Raw genomic sequence first — 17625 nt, forward strand, 5'->3', positions numbered from 1 at the left:
AATTGTTCGTCCTCATATTGCAAGCAGCTTCGGACGCGAGCACTATTTTTTCCAGCGCGCTCAGTCAGGGTGGCGCCGGAATCGATAGGGAGACGGAGATGGCAGGAAGCAAAGCCAAACGTGAGGAGCGCGACCTGATGAGTCGTGCAATGGACGTCACTGTAATCGCGACGACGATAGGCGGGGCCTCCGTCGCGAACATGTTGATACCCGGCCTGGGCAGTGCAGTGATCGGCGCAGTTCTGGGGGCCGTCTTCGGTTTTCGTGCAACTCGATTCGTGGATTGAAATCAGCGCCAGGGAAGGCCGATATGATTTGGGATCAAACCAGTTGTTCTTTAGTGAGCAGCCTGCTGTTTATAGCGATATATCTGGCGATGTCTTTTCATCACCGCCAAACCCCGGAACTCTCCCACGCCGTGATCATCGCCATGTCCTGCTCAGGTGTGGTGGCAGCCGTTGTACTGGGCAATCTGACCTATTTTTCCGCGCCTGAGGCTCTCGGTGTCCTTGGTAGCAGCAAGCCCAGCATCTTCATTGGCACGCTGGCGATGATATGGGTGTCTATTACTTCGGTGACGTCCAGTGTCCTGCATCCGCGAAAGGTCGCCAGCCAGTAACCGCAAAAAGCCTGTCATCGATGACAGGCCTTTGTTGTTGCCAATTCCGATCTGATTACTTCTGGGCAACTTCCGGTGTGGGCGGTACGGGTTTATCGCCTTGCAGCAGTGCGAAATCGGTCAGGCCTTTCTCGTGATAGGGGTCGCCAATCATGCGTGGCCGCTCCTTGAAGTCGAAACTGACCAGACTCTTGCTCGTATCCAGCTCATCAAACGTCAAACCGGCCAGCTGCGCCCAGGTATGGATAAGCTGAGAGCTGGTGTAAGGCCGGTTTTTGATGCTGGTGAAATCCCAGTTGTGGGTTTGTTGCCACTTCGGTGAGGCGTAGACCATGAAAGGAACGGTATACATCGGCATCGTCGGTTTGGCTTCGTTGCGGCCCAGGACGTTATGACCGGGTGAATCGTAGACGTCTTCGCCGTGATCCGAGAGATACATCAGAAAGCCGTTTGGATCAGTCTTGGCGTATTCCTTGATCAGGCTCGACACCACGAAATCGTTGTACAGCACGGCGTTGTCGTAGCTGTTATACAGCTCGAGCTGGCTGTCGCTGATCGCGTCAGGTACACCCTTGCGGTCGGTGAACTTTTCGAAAGTCGGCGGGTAGCGATATTGATAGCTCATGTGCGTGCCCAGCAAATGCACCACGATGAGCTTGCGCGGCGCAGGGTCGGTCAAGGCCTTGCCGAACGGCTCGATGACGTCACCGTCGTACTGACGGGCGTTCTGATTGCGGTTGTTGTTCAGATAAACCTGTTCATCGGCCTGCTCGGAGAAGGTCGTGAGCATGGTGTTGCGCTTGGTCATGGTTTGCTGGTTAGTGATCCAGAACGTCTTGTAACCGGCCTGTTTCATCACGCTGACCAGCGACGGCGTCTTCAGGAACAGATCGGGATTTTCTTCGTCAGCGAAGGTCAGGACCTGCTGCAACGCTTCGATGGTATACGGGCGCGGCGTAATGACGTTGTTGAAGACTTGCAGCTCATTCTTGAGCTGATCCAGATTCGGGGTGGTCTGGCGCGGATAGCCATACAGGCTCATGCGCTGCCGATTGGTTGATTCGCCGATGACCAGCACCATCGTCGCGGGTAAATCAGCCTGCTGATCCTTGAGATTACTCAGGGGCGCAATGTTGCTGCTGCTCTGGAGCATGCCTTGCATACTGTCCAGCTGCTGAGTGTAACGGTGGTAAGCCACCAGCATCTGCCAAGGCACCGCAGGTTCGATTCGGGTTTCGAAGGCTTCGAAGCCGGACGCCAGGTCATCGTGGCGAGCCAGCTGTTTGGCCAGCGGGTAGCCAATAATTGCCACCAGCAAAGTCACGGCTACCGCCCATGCACGACGTCGCGGCATGTATACAGGGCGCAGGCGAGTCCATAGGAAAATCGCAAAGGCCGTGTGAGCGACGAATCCAAGAACGATCCACCAGGCGAAGTACTGAGTCGCGTACTCGCCTGCTTCCGACACGTTCGACTCGAACATGATGAAGATGACGCTCTGGGAGAATTCCTGCTGATAGATGAAGAAGTATCCCAGGCTGGCCATCGAGCAAGCCCATAGGACGACACCAATGACTGCCGCCATGATCCGCGTCCTGGCCGGGAACATCAGCATGGGCGCTAGCCAGATACCGCTCATCACGAACGCCTGACGAAACCCGGAGAAACCTGAGGTGTTGGTCAGCTGTATCAGTAATTGGGTAATGCCCGAGAAGTACCAGAAGAAAACGAACAGCCAGGCAAGGCCAGCCCAGTCAAAACCTTTCGGAGTCGTATCGCTCCGTTTAACCATTGTCATCAAGCGCTCCAGCTCATCATTCAGTTGAGCGGTCCGGAATTAAGGTCCCGGCCACTCGTCACGTCCCTGGTGCGGTGAGGCGCAGAACCAGGGGCATTTCACAGGGGGCGGCAGTATTGCGACGCGGGTGTGAAAAAAATGTCGCCGATTGAGGCGGGCAGTGGTGACAGTCAGCGCACAGGCGTTACAGAATGTGTCCTTGAACAATAGGGCAGTCGAAGCAACGCACGGCGCGTGACCGAGGCAAATCTTGAGGGCTAAGAGGAGGGGGGGAGTCATAGACGGGCAAGCCGGCGAATCGGCTTGCCGTGATGATCGATAATGCAGAGGCTTAAAAGTGCAGAAGAGGTCAGGCGTGCAGCGCAGTAAGTGACTGGCTTGGCTGTGACTGTTGCAGCATGAGGCTGAGGTGAGCGACCTTTTTCTGCAATTGCTCGCGCTCTTCTTTAAGCTTGCGCAGTTCGTCACGGCGGACAGTGACATAGAGGGTTTGTGGTGCAAGTGCTGGTAGTAGTGTGCTCATTGCTCACCTCGCGAATGGCGGGATTTAACCTGAAAGGCCTGTTGCAATGACTATCGAACGCCGAATTGCCGCTGCATACCTCTCTATCGGCACCGATTCTGATTTCTTTTGCCCGAGAATGGAACTTTTTTATTTTCAATGGTCGCGAACGTTTCGCAATCGCGACAGAATGGCTTTATCCGACAGTCTGAAAATACGCTTTCGCTGTCGACGGGAACCGATGTCCGACCTTTCAGGACTAACCCCTCATGCAAGGCTCTCCCGAGGGTGAGCCGGATTTGAGGCACCTTTTCTACGAATTTAGGAGCAAGGCCACATGCAACTTGGAATTGTTGGGCTGGGCCGCATGGGCGGCAATATCGCAAGACGTTTGATGCTCAACGGCCACACCACAGTGGTGTTTGATCGCGATGAAGCATCGCGTAGCGTGTTGGCCAAAGAAGGCTCGACGGCTGTCGCTGATCTTGCCGCCATGGTTGCGGCGATGGATAAACCGCGGGCCATCTGGGTCATGCTCCCGGCTGGCGATCCGACCGAAGAAACCATTGAGGTGTTGAGCGGGTTGCTTGACGCTGACGATGTGATCATCGACGGCGGCAATACCTTCTACAAAGATGACGTCCGCCGCGCCAAGGCCCTCACGGCCAAAGGTTTGCACTACGTGGACGTCGGCACCTCCGGTGGCGTCTGGGGCCTGGAGCGCGGTTACTGCATGATGATCGGTGGCGAAACCGACATCGTGCGTCGCCTGGATCCACTGTTCGAAACCCTGGCGCCGGGCTATGGTTCGGTAGAGCGCACAAAAGGCCGTGATTCTGCGGATGACCGAGCCGAACGCGGCTATATTCATGCAGGTCCGGCGGGTTCGGGGCATTTCGTCAAGATGATCCACAACGGCATTGAGTACGGAATGATGCAAGCTTTTGCCGAGGGTTTCGACATCCTCAAGCAGAAAAATTCGGAAAACCTCCCGGTTGAACAACGTTTTGACTTGAACATGGCTGATATCGCCGAGGTCTGGCGTCGCGGTAGCGTGGTTTCGTCCTGGCTGCTTGACCTGACCGCCGATGCTCTGGCGACCGATCCTCAGCTGGACGCCTATTCCGGCGCAGTGGCTGACAGTGGTGAAGGCCGCTGGACCATTGAGGCCGCCATGGAACAGGCCGTTCCGGTGCCGGTACTTTCCAGTGCGCTGTTTGCCCGTTTCCGTTCGCGGCAGAAGAGCTCCTACGCTGACAAGTTGCTTTCGGCCATGCGCTTCGGCTTTGGCGGCCACAAGGAGGGGCCAAAGTAATGGGTTTGTCGCGCAGTTCGTCTCAGCAAACGCCCGTCGTTGCGCCGCCTACGACACTGTTTCTGTTCGGCGCCCATGGCGATCTGGTCAAACGCTTGCTGATGCCCGCGCTCTACAACCTGTTCCGTGATGGTCTGGTCGACGATAACCTGCATATCGTCGGTGTCGACCACAATGCAATCAGCGATGCCGATTTCGCCAAGAAACTGGAAGATTTCATCCGCCAGGAAGCCGCTGGCAAAGTGGCGGAGGGCGGCAAGGAGCCGCTTGACGCTGAGTTGTGGGAGCGCCTGGCGAGCCGGATCAGTTACGTGCAAGGTGACTTTCTCGACGATTCCACCTATGCCGACATCGGCAGCAAGATTGAAAGCACCGGCACCGGGAATGCCGTGTTTTATCTCGCGACGGCGCCGCGTTTCTTCAGCGAAGTGGCGCAGCGCCTGGGCTCCTCGGGTTTGCTGGTGGAAAGCGAAGAGGCTTTTCGGCGTGTCGTCATCGAAAAACCCTTCGGCTCCGACCTGCCCAGTGCGGTCGCACTGAATGCCTGCTTGCTGAAGGTGATGAGCGAGAAGCAGATTTACCGGATCGATCACTATCTGGGCAAGGAAACCGTGCAGAACATTCTGGTCAGCCGGTTTTCCAACGGGCTGTTCGAGTCGTTCTGGAACAACCACTACATCGATCACGTGCAGATCACTGCGGCGGAAACCGTCGGCGTCGAGACCCGGGGCAGTTTTTACGAGCACACCGGCGCGCTGCGGGACATGGTGCCCAATCACCTGTTTCAGCTGCTGGCAATGGTCGCCATGGAGCCACCCGCAGCGTTCGGCGCCGATGCAGTTCGTGGCGAAAAGGCCAAGGTGGTCGGCGCGATTCGTCCCTGGTCCGAGCAGGAGGCCCTGGCCAATTCCGTGCGCGGCCAGTACGCGGAAAACAGCAAGGACGGCAAGGATATTCCCGGTTATCGCCAGGAGAGCAAGGTCGAGCCGGACAGCACTACGGAAACGTTCGTAGCACTCAAAGTGATGGTTGATAACTGGCGCTGGGTCGGCGTGCCGTTTTACCTGCGCACCGGTAAGCGCATGGGCGTGCGGAGTACCGAAATCGCAATTTCGTTCAAGCCGGCACCTTATGCACAGTTCCGTGATACCGAAGTGGACCGCCTCAAGCCCAATTTTCTGAGAATCCAGATCCAGCCCAATGAAGGCATGTGGTTTGACCTGTTCGCCAAGCGACCAGGGCCGACGCTGGATATGGAAGATATCGAGTTGGGCTTTGCCTACAAGGACTTCTTCGAAATGCAGCCGTCCACCGGTTACGAAACGCTGATCTATGACTGCCTGACCGGCGATCAGACGCTGTTCCAGCGCGCTGACAATATTGAAAACGGCTGGCGTGCCGTGCAGCCGTTCCTGGATGCCTGGCAGAAGAACCCGCAAGTCGAGTTCTATAAAGCTGGCGAAGACGGCCCGGCCGCTGCTGATGATCTGCTGGCTCGTGATGGTCGTGAATGGCGGGATATCGATGTCTGAGCGAACTGAACGCCCCATCAAATTCCTGCTTTCCGATATTGACGGCACGCTCCTGCGTCCCGATCACAGCCTGAGCCAGGCCAATATCGACGCCGTTGCACGACTCAGGGCAGCCGGAATTCTGTTCACGGTCGCGAGCAGTCGTCCGCCCCGGGCCATGCGCCAGCAGATCGAGGCCTTGGGCATCGATCTGCCCTCGGTGGCATTCAACGGCGGCAATATCATCAACCCTGACGGCAGCGTGCTCAAAGCCTATCGAATTGCTGAGGAGGCGGCACGCACCTGCATCAATCTGTTTGCCGATTACCCGGTATCGCTTTGGGTATTTGCCGATGATCAATGGTTGCTGATTGATCCTGCGGGCGACTACGTTGACCACGAGCGCACGACCCTGGGTTACGAGCCGGTGCAAGTTGAGAGCTTCGAGCCGTACATCGGCCGAGTAGACAAGATCGTCGCTGCAAGCAAGGATTTCGAACTGCTCAAGCGTCTTGAGTCGCAGCTCAATCCGCTTATCGCCGGGCTGGCGCTGGCCGCGCGTTCGCAGCTGTATTATCTGGACGTCACGGCGCTGGACGCCAATAAAGGCAAGGCGTTGTTGACCCTGGCCGAACTGTTTGGCATTGAGCCCGTGCAGACCGCTGCCATTGGCGACGGTGGCAATGATGTTGCCATGTTCCATCAGGCCGGTCTTTCTATCGCCATGGGGCAAGGCGAAGAAAGCGTGCGCCGAGAGGCGGATCACGTGACGGGCAGCAACCTCGAAGACGGCGTCGCTGCGGCTATTGAGCGCTACATCCTGCCGCGCTGAGCAAGCTGTGCGGCGCGCAGGTAACGAACACTTCCACGATGGCGGACGCTTTCCATGGCTGCACTGATCGAAGACTACGCATTGCTCGGCAACTGCAAGACTGCCGCGCTGGTCGCCAGGGACGGGTCGCTGGACTGGTTGTGTTTCCCACGCTTCGATGCGCCGGCCTGCTTTGCGGCGTTGCTGGGCTCGAGCGATAACGGCCGCTGGAAGATCTCGCCAAAAGAGCCGGTTGTCTTTACCGAGCGACGGTATCGCGAGGGGACCTTGATCCTGGAAACGGTGTTCCAGACCGAAAGCGGTCGAGCCATGCTCATCGATTTCATGCCCGTCAACGAAGGCAGTCACGTGGTACGCATCGTGGTCGGGCTTGAGGGTGAAGTCGCCTTTGGTATGGACCTGGCTATCCGTTTCGATTACGGCAGCACCGTGCCCTGGGTGGAAAACCGAGACGGCGAGACATTGACGGCGATTGCCGGGCCGGAAATGCTGGTGTTGCGCGCCACCGAAACCCTGCACGCGCTGGATCACCATACCGGCTGCGATTTTCGTGTCACGGCGGGCCATCGCGAGACGTTCATATTGAGCTATCAGGCTTCAACGGAACCCCTGCAAACGGCAATCGATACCGAGCAGGAGTTACAGCGTACCGAGGGTTTCTGGCGCGAGTTTTCCGATCGCTGCCCTGACGTCGGGCAATGGACTGGCCAGGTCAAGCGTTCGCTGATCACCCTCAAGGCCATGACCTATGCGCCCACCGGCGGCATCGTTGCGGCAGTCACCACTTCCTTGCCCGAGCAATTGGGTGGCGAGCGCAACTGGGATTACCGGTTTTGCTGGCTGCGTGATGCAACCATGACGTTGCTGGCGTTCATGAACCTGGGGTATTTCGAGGAAGCGTCGGCATGGCGTGAATGGCTGCTGCGCTCAGTGGCGGGTAATCCGGAGCAGATCCAGATCATGTACGGCTTGGGCGGCGAACGGCGTCTGCCGGAATATGAGTTGCCCTGGTTGAGCGGTTACGAAAACTCCAAACCGGTTCGCATCGGCAACGCGGCGGCGACGCAAATGCAGCTGGATGTCTATGGCGAAGTCGCTGATGCCATGACCCAGGCGTTGAAGGGCGGCCTGCCACGCCTGCCGCGCAGCGTAGCGATCTCGAAAGTCATCATGCCGTTCCTTGAGAAGGTCTGGCATATGCCGGACAAAGGCATCTGGGAGATTCGCGCAGAGCCACGGCATTTTACCCATTCCAAAGTCATGACCTGGGTCGCCTTCGACCGCAACGCGTCGCTGATTGCGCAGACCGCTGTCACCGATGAAGACCGGGCATTGGCGCAGCATTACCGCAGCGTCGCTGACCAGATTCACGCGGATGTGTGTCTGAATGGCTTTGATCCGGAGTTGGGCAGTTTCGTCCAGACCTACGGTGCCAAAGCGCTGGACGCCAGTCTGCTGCAAATCGCGTTGACAGGTTTTTTGCCGGCCGACGACCCGCGAGTGGTAGGAACGGTCGCGCAGATCGAGCGCGGCCTGATGCAGGATGGCTTGCTGTTGCGTTACGACAGTGACCACAGCGCGGACGGCGTATCCGGCAGTGAAGGGACGTTTCTGGTCTGCTCGTTTTGGCTGGCGGACGTCTATGTCCTGCTCGGGCGGCGCCAGGAAGCCAGGGAGCTGTTCGACCGCTTATGCGCGCTGTGCAACGATGTCGGGCTGCTGGCTGAACAATATGACCCGCGCAGTAAGCGCATGCTGGGCAATTTTCCCCAGGCATTCAGTCACATCGGCATCATCAACACGGCGTTGAACCTGCACCGCGTGATGTGCCCGGTCAAGGCTCGGGCAATGTGTGAGGCGGCAACTGCTGAATAAATCATCAGCTGTATGACTACATGGCTTTTCTGAAGGTGATGTTGATCCGCTGTTCGCCCAGCAGCGGGTGCTCTGCCGGCTTGATCGGCAACACGCCGTGAAACCGCAGGCGATCAACACCGCCCCAGACCACCACATCGCCGTGCTGCAAGACGATCCGCTGTGCCTTGTCCTTGCGCTCGAAGCCGCCAAACAAAAACACTGCCGCAATTCCCAATGACACGGATACCACCGGCCATTGCAGATCCTGTTCGTCCTTGTCCTGATGCAAAGACATCTTCGCGCCCGGAACGTAGCGGTTGATCAGGCAGGCGTCAGGGGTGAATCCGGGGAAGCCGGCGGCGGCTGCCGCCTCGTGGGCGAGCTGGATCAGCGCTTCCGGTATCGGCGGCCAGGGCTGGCTGGTTTGTGGGTCTGTGGCGCTGTAGCGATAGCCATGACGGTCGGTCGTCCAGCCAAAACTGCCGCAACTGCTGAGTGCGGCAGACATGGTGAAACCACCGGGAGTTACCATATGCCGAAATGGCGCCTTGACCAGCACGCCCTCCAATGCGGGAAGCGCGCGCTCGATCCAGGGCATCGCGAAGTTGCGCAATACCCAGGAGCAAGGACCGATCTGTTCAACCGCAGGCTCAGCCTGCTGCGGATCATCGCTGAACAGATCGAACGTCAGTGGAGTGTTGCCTTCGCGCTTCATGGTGTGCAGGCGGGCAGGGCTTATAAAGCTTTGCTGACTTTGACATCAGAGATGGTGTCGCCGCTCTGATCGTGCATTTTTTCCAGTGCCGCACGCGCTTCCTCAACCGAAGCTGAACTCAATTGAGCAAATTCGAAGCGGCGTTCGCCATTGAGCTTGTAGCTGATGGCGAATTTGGTCGTCGGTGTCGCAGGCGTATTCAAGAGATCTCCTTGGTAAAGGCTGTGATCAGCTCAGTCGTGTGGTCGAACGACGGACGATTTTGATCGAATGCGTGAACGTGCTTTTGCGTCCGCCATTGGTGTCCAGTTTGCGACCGGCCGTATCAATGGTGATGTTCCAGAAGCCAGTGCTGGGCGCTGCGATCTTGGCCGGGAACCTGTCAAAAGCGCCGCCATGATAAGTGTGGCGCCCGCCATTTTTGAAACTGCGGAAGTTCGAATCGTTCATCAGGCGGATATTGCAGAGCTGGGAGCACTCGATAACGACCAGGTCGTCTTCGTTGAGGTGCTCGCGCTGGTGTACGAATTTCATGAATGTCTCCGACGGTAAGGCTTTTTTCGAAAAACCAAAACGATAGCATGGTGAGCCCCGGCATTACCCGGCGATTGAAACTTTATTGCAGTGTTTCTGGCTAAAAGTGTCCTAACCGGGATTTAATCGCCCCCACGCTTGTCGTAGCACTTTTATTTGGGAGGATTGTATGAAATTGGGTGTTGTCATTTTAGCCCTCGCGATGACCGGTTGTGCCACCGTCGCGGACATCGAACACACACCGGCCACGATGAACGTGATGTCTGGCAAAAATCCGCAGGAATATGCCGATTGTTTCGTGAATAAAATTGCCGACAGTCGCAAACCGCCAACCATTGAGCCGCATCGCGATGGTTTACGGGTGATCGTTGCGCAAAAACTCAACAAAGATCCGGCCGCCATCCTGGATATCGAAACGCGCTCAGGCGGCAGCTCTATCAAGGTTTATGAACGCTTGTCGAACTTGCCGCTGCGGCCCAAAGACGTCCAGCGTGCGGCCACTGCCTGTATTTCCGGTTGATGCGTTCCGGCCGCGCAATGGCGGCCTTCACAAGGAACGACACGGGTTCGCGCGGTTGAAACGTTATTTGCAAACCACCAGCACGCTCCGGCTTTTGAAATTGCCCACGTCAACGCCCAGAGTCTTGTCAGCTTCTTTGGGCTGCGGCGTGCCGTCGGTGCCGACAATCTCGTAACCCGTGCCGGCACAGGAGGCGTCAGCCTTTTCGTAACAGCTGGCCCATGACATGGCTTCGCCCGAGCAATCAATGCTCAGGCCTTGCTTACCGTTTTTCATGTAGGTGTTAGATGCAGTCGCACAGCCAGCAAGGCCCAGTACAGCAATAACGGACAAAAGTCTGATCATGTTTTTTTTGCGCTTCATGGTAAGGCTAAGGAGGAAAAGTTGCGGTTCGCAGGTTCGACACAGCGAATATGCCATCGTTCCGACATCATCGGGATAACCTTAAGATCAGGCGCGACCAGATCGCGATCAAGGCTTGGTGCTGGACCGGCGGCGTGCTGCCTTGGGCTGATCCTGCAACACGGCAGCGACCTCGATGGCTGCGCTCTCAGTTGCGAATGGTCCGGCAATTGACTCGCCATCAGCGGCCGTTACCCACCATTGGCTGTCTTCAAGTTTTTTGATCAGATACCCGTTTACGCTTTTTACGTCCGACATCGAAACTGCCTCGTTCAGTAGTGTGCAAGCCGCCCATGATAAAGCGCCTGCCATCTGGCTGTCGCCCCCGCGTCACAGGGTCGCAAGCAGTTCGCGCTGCAGATGTCGGCGCTCGGGTGATAGTGCGAAAGACGCGACTTCTTGCAGCGCAATATTCCTACACAACGCTATCGCTTCAGCTACGCTTGCACGGGTCGTTGTACAGCTGTGTAGAGGGCACAGATGCAGTTGTTCTGGTCACCGATTTGAAGCAGTTTCGCCAGCCAGATTTAGCCCGTATACGAGGTCTCAGGCGTATGTGGGTGCTGTTCGATGGTCGCACTATCTATGATTTTGCGGAACTATCTGCTCAGGGATTCCTCTACCATGGCATCGGAACGGCCAGCGGCGGGGCATTGTAAGGTGACCTCCGCCTGATTAGACTGCGCCGCAATCACCCACAGCCCTTATCAAGGACTTTTATGATCAAAAAATGCTTGTTCCCAGCAGCCGGTTACGGCACTCGCTTTTTGCCAGCGACCAAAGCCATGCCCAAGGAAATGCTGCCGGTGGTCAACAAGCCACTGATCCAATACGGCGTGGAAGAAGCACTTGATGCAGGTCTGAATGAAATCTCCATCGTCACGGGTCGTGGCAAACGTGCTCTCGAAGACCATTTCGACATCAGCTATGAGCTGGAAAATCAAATCAAAGGCACCGACAAGGAAAAATACCTGGTCGGTATTCGTCGCCTGATCGATGAGTGCAGCTTTTCCTACACTCGCCAGACCGAAATGAAAGGTCTGGGTCACGCGATCCTCAGTGGTCGCCCGCTGATTGGTAACGAGGCATTCGCCGTGGTTCTGGCCGATGACTTGTGTGTAAACCTCGACGGCGAGGGTGTACTGGCCCAGATGGTCAAGCTGCACAAGCATTACGGCTGCTCGATCGTTGCCATTCAGGAAGTTGATCCAAGCGAAACCCAGAAGTACGGCGTTATTGCCGGTGAAGAAATCAAGCCAGGTCTGTTTCGCGTGACGGACATGGTTGAAAAGCCGAAACCAGAAGATGCGCCCTCCAACCTGGCGATCATTGGTCGTTACATCCTGACGCCGGACATCTTCGAAAAAATCGAAGCGACAGAGCCGGGCAAAGGCGGTGAAATCCAGATCACCGACGCCCTGATGAAGCAGGCTGCTGAAGGTAACGTGCTGGCCTACAAGTTCAAAGGCACTCGCTTCGACTGCGGTGGCGCTGAAGGCTACATCGAAGCAACCAACTTCTGCTTCGAGCATTTCTACAAAAAAGGCAGCTAAAGCTCTGAGATCTTTCAGACTTTTTTGTAGGACAAAGCCACCTTCGGGTGGCTTTGTCGTTTCTGACTGAACACTAAGCGGTTATGCTGTCGTTCTGTTCAGGAGACTCACATGGCTTACGATTTCGACCTCTTTGTAATTGGCGCTGGCTCCGGTGGCGTCCGCGCGGGCCGGTTCGCTGCAGGATTTGGTGCTCGCGTGGCGGTTGCCGAAAGCCGTTATCTGGGCGGTACCTGTGTCAATGTGGGTTGCGTGCCCAAGAAGTTTCTGGTCTATGGCGCCCACTTTGCGGAAGACTTCGAGCAAGCCAAGAGCTTCGGCTGGACCAGCGGCGAACCGGATTTCAACTGGTCCACACTGATCGCCAATAAAGACAAGCAAATCCAGCACCTCAACGGCATCTATCGCAATCTGCTGGTCAACAGCGGCGTAACGCTGCTGGAAGGTCACGCACAGCTGACCGGACCGAACCAGGTGTTGATCAACGGCCAGACCTACAGCGCCGAACACATCCTCATCGCCACCGGCGGCTGGCCGCAAATGCCTGAAATTCCGGGCCGCGAGCACGCGATCAATTCCAACGAAGCCTTCTTTCTAAAAGAACTGCCCAAGCGCATCGTCGTTGTCGGTGGTGGATACATTGCGGTGGAATTTGCTTCGATTTTCCATGGCCTGGGCGCCGACACCACGCTGATGTATCGCGGCGAGATGTTCCTGCGCGGCTTCGATGGCAGCGTACGTACGCACTTGCATGAAGAGCTCACCAAACGCGGCATGGAGGTTCGTTTCAACTCCAATATCCAGCGTATCGAGAAGCTGGCCGATGGCACGCTGCAGGCGCATCTTGAAGATGGCAGCTCGTTGAACACCGATTGCGTGTTCTATGCCACTGGCCGCCGCCCCATGCTCGACAACCTTGGCCTGGAAACCGTCGACGTCAAGCTCAACAAAGACGGCTTTGTCGATGTGAATGAGCACTACCAGACCAGCGAGCCTTCAATCCTGGCCATTGGCGATGTGATCGGTCGCGTACAGCTCACGCCGGTCGCCCTGGCCGAAGGCATGGCCGTGGCGCGGCGGCTGTTTCAACCTGATCAGTATCGACCGGTGGATTACTCGCACATTCCCACTGCGGTATTCAGCCTGCCGAACATCGGTACGGTTGGCCTCTCCGAAGAAGATGCGCGCAAGGCCGGCCACGACGTGAAGATCTTCGAAAGCCGCTTCAGGCCGATGAAGCTGACCCTGACCGACAATCAAGAGCGCACCCTGATGAAGCTGGTGGTGGACGCCGCTACCGATAAGGTTCTCGGGTGCCATATGGTCGGTCCGGATGCCGGTGAAATTGTCCAGAGTCTGGCAATCGCGTTGAAGGCCGGCGCAACCAAACGCATTTTCGACGACACCATTGGGGTGCATCCGACACTGGCTGAAGAGTTCGTGACCATGCGCACGCCGGTTGCACCCAAGCAAGCCTGATTAACCCGACACACGCTCACCCGAGATTCACGGATGAAACTCGGCAACACCCCCTATTTCTGGAAGGATCCGGCCATTGAGCAGAAACCATCCTTGGGCAGTACTGCCACTGCACCCTGCTGAGCAAGACGAAGACCCTATGCGCAAGATAGATGCGTTGCGTGAAAGCGAACGACAATTCCGTATGCTGGCCGACAACATGAGTCAGCTGGCCTGGACGGCTGATTCGGCGGGCAATGTCTATTGGTACAACGAGCGCTGGTATGCCTACACCGGCTCATCCCTTGAAGCCATGCAGGCTCTGGGCTGGCGGTCGGTGCATCATCCTGATCACGTGGATCGCGTCACTACCCGGTCGGCGCATTGCTTTGCGACCGGTTCGATCTGGGAGGATACATTTCCGCTGCTGGGCAAAGATGGCACTTACAGCTGGTTTCTGTCCCGTGCGCTGCCCATGCGCGATGAGGAAGGTCATATCACCCACTGGCTGGGGACCAATACCGACATCACGGCTCAGGTGAATGCCGAAGAAGCCTTGCGCGAGCTCAACGAAAGTCTCGAATGTCGGGTCGCCGAGCGGACTCGTGAACTCGCCACCATCAACCAGCTGCTGCAAAAAGAGATGGCCGAGCGTGAGCAGGCCCAGGAAGCGCTGCGTCACGCGCAAAAAATGGATGCGATCGGCCAGCTGACTGGCGGGATTGCCCATGACTTCAACAATATGTTGACCGGTGTGCTGGGTGCGCTGGATTTGATCCAGCGCCGCCTGGCGGCTGGACGTGTCGGTGAGATCGACCGCTATATCCACGTCGCGGTGACTTCCGCCAATCGCGCCGCTGCGTTGACGCACCGGCTGTTGGCCTTCGCCCGCCGCCAATCACTGAATAATCGCAACGTCGACGTCAACCACATGGTGACGTCCATGGAAGAGTTGCTGCGCCGCACCACCGGGGAAAGCATCGAGTTATGCATCGACCTGGACCGCGACCTGCGGCATACGCACACCGATGAGCATCAGTTGGAAAACGCACTGCTGAATCTGGTCATCAACGCCAGGGATGCGATGCCCGAAGGCGGGCAACTGATTGTGCGCAGTCGTAACGTCGACATCTGCGCGCCGCAGGGCGTGGTCAGTCCCGGCGAACACGTGCTACTCAGCATCGAAGACACCGGCTGCGGGATGTCTGCGGACGTTGTTGAGCGCGCGTTTGATCCCTTCTTCACCACCAAACCCATCGGGCAGGGTACCGGCCTTGGCTTGTCCATGGTTTATGGCTTCATCAAACAAGCCGGCGGCCATGTGCTGATCGACAGCGTTGAGGGGCAGGGCACCCGCATCGATCTCTATCTGCCATGCCAGGTACAGGAAACTGTGCGGGATGTGGCAGCGCCGGGGGCGGTCCATTCGCCCCGGGCCGTCGAGGGCGAACGCGTGCTGGTCGTTGAAGATGAAGAAGCTGTCAGGATGCTGGTGATTGATGTGTTGCGCGAGCTGGGTTATTCAACCTGTGAGGCCAGCGATGCCAAGGCGGCCTTGCCCATGCTGCAAGGCGCCGAGCGCATTGATCTGCTGATCACCGACGTGGGCTTGCCAGGCATGAATGGCCGACAGCTTGCCGAGATCGCTCGCCAGCAACGTCCTGCATTGCAAGTGCTGTTCATTACCGGGTACGCGCCCAGCGCTGAGAACCGCAGTGACTTCCTCGACGCGGGAATGGATATGCTGGCCAAGCCATTCAGTGTCGATGAGCTTGCACTGCGGGTTCGGAAAATGATCGAAGGACGCGTCCCGGTTCACCGCTGATCGTTCGGTGGGACTTGCTCGTCAGTTGAAGCCAGATCCTTGCGCAGATTGTCCAGTGCCAGCTCGGTTTTAATCAGGATCAATTCCAGCACTCGGCCTTGTTGCTCCTGATCGGTCAGGCGTTGTTTCAGTTCATCGACTTCCTCATGGCTGGCACGCAGTCGCTCTTCCAGCAGCGCCCGCTGGGTCTGCGCTTGTTGCAGTTGCTCGCCCGCGCCAGTGACCTGGATGGTCATTCTGGCGAGCTGATCCTTGTGTGTATCCAGTTCCCGTGACGTACTGCGGCTTTCAGTGAGCAGCCGCTCGTTGGCGCGATTGAGCTGGGTAATTTCCTCCTGCCGAACCAGCGCGCTTTGCTGGGCCTGACGCAACTCCATCTGGACTTGCTGCACCTGGCCTTCGTGACGTCGCTGCTCCTGATCGCGCTGTTCTTTCACCGAGTTGCGGTAATGCTCAAGGGCGTCCCGGGCGTGCAGGTGTTTTTCTTCCAGCGAACGGATTTGCCCATCCTTGTCTTCAAGGCGCGTCGCCGTGTCCTGACTGGCTTGTTGAAGCCGCGCATTCTCGGTTTGCCGGGTCTGTAATTGCTCGCGAGTGTCGAGCAGTGCCACGGTTTGCTGATCAATTATCCGGGTCTGCTCAGTGCAGCGCTGTTCTGAATCTCGCAGCTCCTTTCTGGTGGCATCCAGCTCATCTTGCAGCAGCCGATGCTGCGCATCAAAAGCCGATTGGGCTTGTTCGATGCGCTCCTGCGCCTGTTCCTGCAGGCGCTGAGCGAGGCGGGCGACCAGCTCGGTCAGCTCTTCACCAATCGTTTCCTGAGGTGCGCCACGGCGCAGATCGGTTTCATCCAGCTCTTTGAGATACCGGTGAATAGTGGTTTTCGAACCGGTATTGCCCATCTCGACGCGTACCGCATCGATGCTGGGATGCTCGCCTCGGGCGATAAGCGCCAGGCGCGCCGTCTGCACTGTTGCCTTGTTTACACCGCCGCGAGCCATATTGTCTCCTACGATTACGTACTGTGGTATGTACCCTGTAATTACATACTATATCAGCGCTAAAAAATTAGATAATTCTCTTAATTTCAGGACGGGATAATGGCGTATTATCCCGCGTCAGCGTCTGATCAGGCGCTCAGACGCTCGAAATCGGTACGCAAGGAGCCAGTAATGAGCGACATCGACCGCTATATCGAGGCCGCAACGCGGGACAACACGCGGCGCAGCTATCGGGCGGCCATCGAACATTTTGAAGTGACGTGGGGTGGTTTCTTGCCGGCCACCAGCGAAGCCGTGGCTCGCTATCTCGCCACCTATGCCGGCTCTTTGTCCGTCAACACGCTTAAAGTACGGCTCTCGGCGCTGGCCCAGTGGCATAGCAGCCAGGGCTTCGCCGACCCAACCAAGGCGCCCGTGGTACGCAAAGTGTTGAAAGGCATTCGCGCCTTGCATCCGGCTCAGGAAAAGCAGGCCGAACCATTGCAGTTGCAGCACCTGGAGCAGGTGGCTTTGTGGCTGGAGAACGAAGCCATTCAGGCGCTCGCTGACGGAGATCGTCCGCGCCTGCTGCGCAGTCGACGAGACATGGCACTGATTCTGCTAGGGTTCTGGCGCGGCTTTCGCAGCGATGAGCTGTGCCGCGTGCAGATTCAGGATGTACAGGCGACAGCGGGTTCGGGCATCACCCTGTTTCTGGCCCGCAGCAAAGGGGATCGAGACAATCTGGGCAAACGCTACCAGACCCCGGCCTTGCAGCGTCTTTGCCCGGTGCAGGCGTACATGGAATGGATCAACTGTTCGGCGCTGGTGCGCGGTGCGGTGTTTCGCGGGATTGATCGCTGGGGCAACCTCAGTGAAGAGCCGTTGCACGCCAACAGCATCATTCCTTTGTTGCGGCAGGCGCTGGAGCGGGCGGGGGTGGCAGCCGGGCTGTATACCAGCCATTCCCTGCGTCGCGGTTTTGCAACCTGGGCGCACCACAATGGCTGGGACCTCAAGTCGCTGATGAGCTATGTCGGCTGGAAGGACATGAAATCGGCCATGCGCTATCTCGAGGCCACACCATTCGCCATTCGGGAAGAAAACCTCATGCAAATTTCGTCTATTAATAAAGATCTCTTATAGTGAAAAGCAATCAAGAGCATGAGCTTTGCCAATGAGCTCATGCCAACGATTGTGCGTA

Annotated in this window: 18 protein-coding genes and 2 pseudogenes; 12 read left to right on the forward strand and 8 right to left on the reverse strand. The window is 57.3% G+C overall.

The genetic code is table 11. From position 1 onward, the window contains the following. Window positions 1-98 precede the first annotated feature (98 nt). Both CFII64_RS26140 and CFII64_RS26145 read left to right on the forward strand, forming a co-directional pair. A complete protein-coding gene (locus tag CFII64_RS26140) occupies window positions 99-287 on the forward strand; it encodes a hypothetical protein (protein WP_156883271.1) in 189 nt (62 codons plus the stop codon). A 23-nt stretch (window positions 288-310) separates the two neighbouring features. After that, on the forward strand, window positions 311-619 hold the full coding sequence (locus CFII64_RS26145; protein WP_020293880.1) for a hypothetical protein: 309 nt from the start codon (window positions 311-313) through the stop codon (window positions 617-619). Window positions 620-674: 55 nt separating this feature from the next. On the opposite strand, the gene CFII64_RS26150 is transcribed toward CFII64_RS26145, so the two are convergent. Together CFII64_RS26150 and CFII64_RS26155 are read right to left on the reverse strand one after the other, a co-directional pair. Continuing rightward, complete coding sequence (locus CFII64_RS26150) at window positions 675-2417, reverse strand: phosphoethanolamine transferase CptA (RefSeq protein WP_044901701.1); 1743 nt, start codon at window positions 2415-2417, stop codon at window positions 675-677. Between the two features lie 349 nt (window positions 2418-2766). Then, window positions 2767-2940 (reverse strand): DUF6026 family protein, encoded by a 174-nt coding sequence (locus tag CFII64_RS26155; RefSeq protein WP_044901702.1) that lies wholly within the window; start codon window positions 2938-2940, stop codon window positions 2767-2769. Between the two features lie 316 nt (window positions 2941-3256). Between CFII64_RS26155 and gnd the strand changes: the two genes are divergently transcribed. The 4 genes and pseudogenes from gnd to CFII64_RS26175 form a co-directional block, all read left to right on the forward strand. Next, window positions 3257-4234: a phosphogluconate dehydrogenase (NAD(+)-dependent, decarboxylating) gene (gene gnd, locus CFII64_RS26160; RefSeq protein ID WP_020293883.1), complete on the forward strand. Its 978-nt coding sequence runs from the start codon at window positions 3257-3259 to the stop codon at window positions 4232-4234. Further along, on the forward strand, window positions 4234-5766 hold the full coding sequence (zwf, locus tag CFII64_RS26165) for a glucose-6-phosphate dehydrogenase (RefSeq protein ID WP_020293884.1): 1533 nt from the start codon (window positions 4234-4236) through the stop codon (window positions 5764-5766). Before gnd ends, zwf begins: the two co-directional genes overlap by 1 nt. Beyond that, window positions 5759-6577 (forward strand): Cof-type HAD-IIB family hydrolase, encoded by an 819-nt coding sequence (locus tag CFII64_RS26170; protein WP_020293885.1) that lies wholly within the window; start codon window positions 5759-5761, stop codon window positions 6575-6577. Before zwf ends, CFII64_RS26170 begins: the two co-directional genes overlap by 8 nt. A gap of 51 nt (window positions 6578-6628) precedes the next feature. Beyond that, window positions 6629-8452: pseudogene (locus CFII64_RS26175) on the forward strand (glycoside hydrolase family 15 protein); the annotation flags it as partial. Window positions 8453-8468: 16 nt separating this feature from the next. Here CFII64_RS26175 and alkB read toward each other — a convergent pair. Genes alkB through CFII64_RS26190 form a run of 3 tightly spaced genes read right to left on the reverse strand, consistent with a single transcriptional unit; the run spans window position 8469 to window position 9683 of the window. After that, window positions 8469-9149 (reverse strand): DNA oxidative demethylase AlkB, encoded by a 681-nt coding sequence (gene alkB, locus CFII64_RS26180; RefSeq protein ID WP_020293887.1) that lies wholly within the window; start codon window positions 9147-9149, stop codon window positions 8469-8471. A gap of 20 nt (window positions 9150-9169) precedes the next feature. Further along, a complete protein-coding gene (locus CFII64_RS26185) occupies window positions 9170-9352 on the reverse strand; it encodes a hypothetical protein (RefSeq protein ID WP_020293888.1) in 183 nt (60 codons plus the stop codon). A gap of 25 nt (window positions 9353-9377) precedes the next feature. Further along, entirely contained in the window at window positions 9378-9683 is a 306-nt protein-coding gene (locus CFII64_RS26190; protein ID WP_020293889.1) for a DUF1883 domain-containing protein, read from the reverse strand. A gap of 169 nt (window positions 9684-9852) precedes the next feature. On the opposite strand from CFII64_RS26190, the gene CFII64_RS26195 reads away from it, so the two are divergent. Further along, window positions 9853-10203 (forward strand): hypothetical protein, encoded by a 351-nt coding sequence (locus CFII64_RS26195; RefSeq protein ID WP_020293890.1) that lies wholly within the window; start codon window positions 9853-9855, stop codon window positions 10201-10203. Between the two features lie 63 nt (window positions 10204-10266). Here CFII64_RS26195 and CFII64_RS26200 read toward each other — a convergent pair whose 3' ends face one another. Beyond that, window positions 10267-10548, reverse strand: a complete 282-nt coding sequence (locus tag CFII64_RS26200; protein ID WP_044901730.1) for a hypothetical protein — start codon at window positions 10546-10548, stop codon at window positions 10267-10269. Between the two features lie 126 nt (window positions 10549-10674). Next, window positions 10675-10863: a hypothetical protein gene (locus tag CFII64_RS26205; protein WP_020293892.1), complete on the reverse strand. Its 189-nt coding sequence runs from the start codon at window positions 10861-10863 to the stop codon at window positions 10675-10677. A gap of 35 nt (window positions 10864-10898) precedes the next feature. Between CFII64_RS26205 and CFII64_RS30630 the strand changes: the two genes are divergently transcribed. The 4 genes and pseudogenes from CFII64_RS30630 to CFII64_RS26220 form a co-directional block, all read left to right on the forward strand. Then, a complete protein-coding gene (locus CFII64_RS30630) occupies window positions 10899-11264 on the forward strand; it encodes a UDP binding domain-containing protein (protein WP_324294191.1) in 366 nt (121 codons plus the stop codon). 60 nt (window positions 11265-11324) lie between these two features. Then, window positions 11325-12158, forward strand: a complete 834-nt coding sequence (gene galU / locus CFII64_RS26210) for a UTP--glucose-1-phosphate uridylyltransferase GalU (RefSeq protein ID WP_020293893.1) — start codon at window positions 11325-11327, stop codon at window positions 12156-12158. Between the two features lie 111 nt (window positions 12159-12269). Next, window positions 12270-13637: a glutathione-disulfide reductase gene (gene gorA / locus CFII64_RS26215; protein ID WP_020293894.1), complete on the forward strand. Its 1368-nt coding sequence runs from the start codon at window positions 12270-12272 to the stop codon at window positions 13635-13637. A 130-nt stretch (window positions 13638-13767) separates the two neighbouring features. Beyond that, window positions 13768-15441, forward strand: a pseudogene (locus CFII64_RS26220) (ATP-binding protein); the annotation flags it as partial. Here CFII64_RS26220 and CFII64_RS26225 read toward each other — a convergent pair. Then, window positions 15432-16442, reverse strand: coding sequence for a DNA-binding protein (locus CFII64_RS26225; protein WP_020293896.1), 1011 nt, complete (start codon window positions 16440-16442; stop codon window positions 15432-15434). The pseudogene CFII64_RS26220 and the gene CFII64_RS26225 sit on opposite strands and share 10 nt — an antisense overlap. Before the next feature lie 171 nt (window positions 16443-16613). Between CFII64_RS26225 and CFII64_RS26230 the strand changes: the two genes are divergently transcribed. Then, on the forward strand, window positions 16614-17567 hold the full coding sequence (locus CFII64_RS26230) for a site-specific integrase (protein ID WP_020293897.1): 954 nt from the start codon (window positions 16614-16616) through the stop codon (window positions 17565-17567). Window positions 17568-17625: the final 58 nt, after the last annotated feature.

Source organism: Pseudomonas sp. CFII64, assembly GCF_000416235.1.
Lineage (GTDB): Bacteria > Pseudomonadota > Gammaproteobacteria > Pseudomonadales > Pseudomonadaceae > Aquipseudomonas.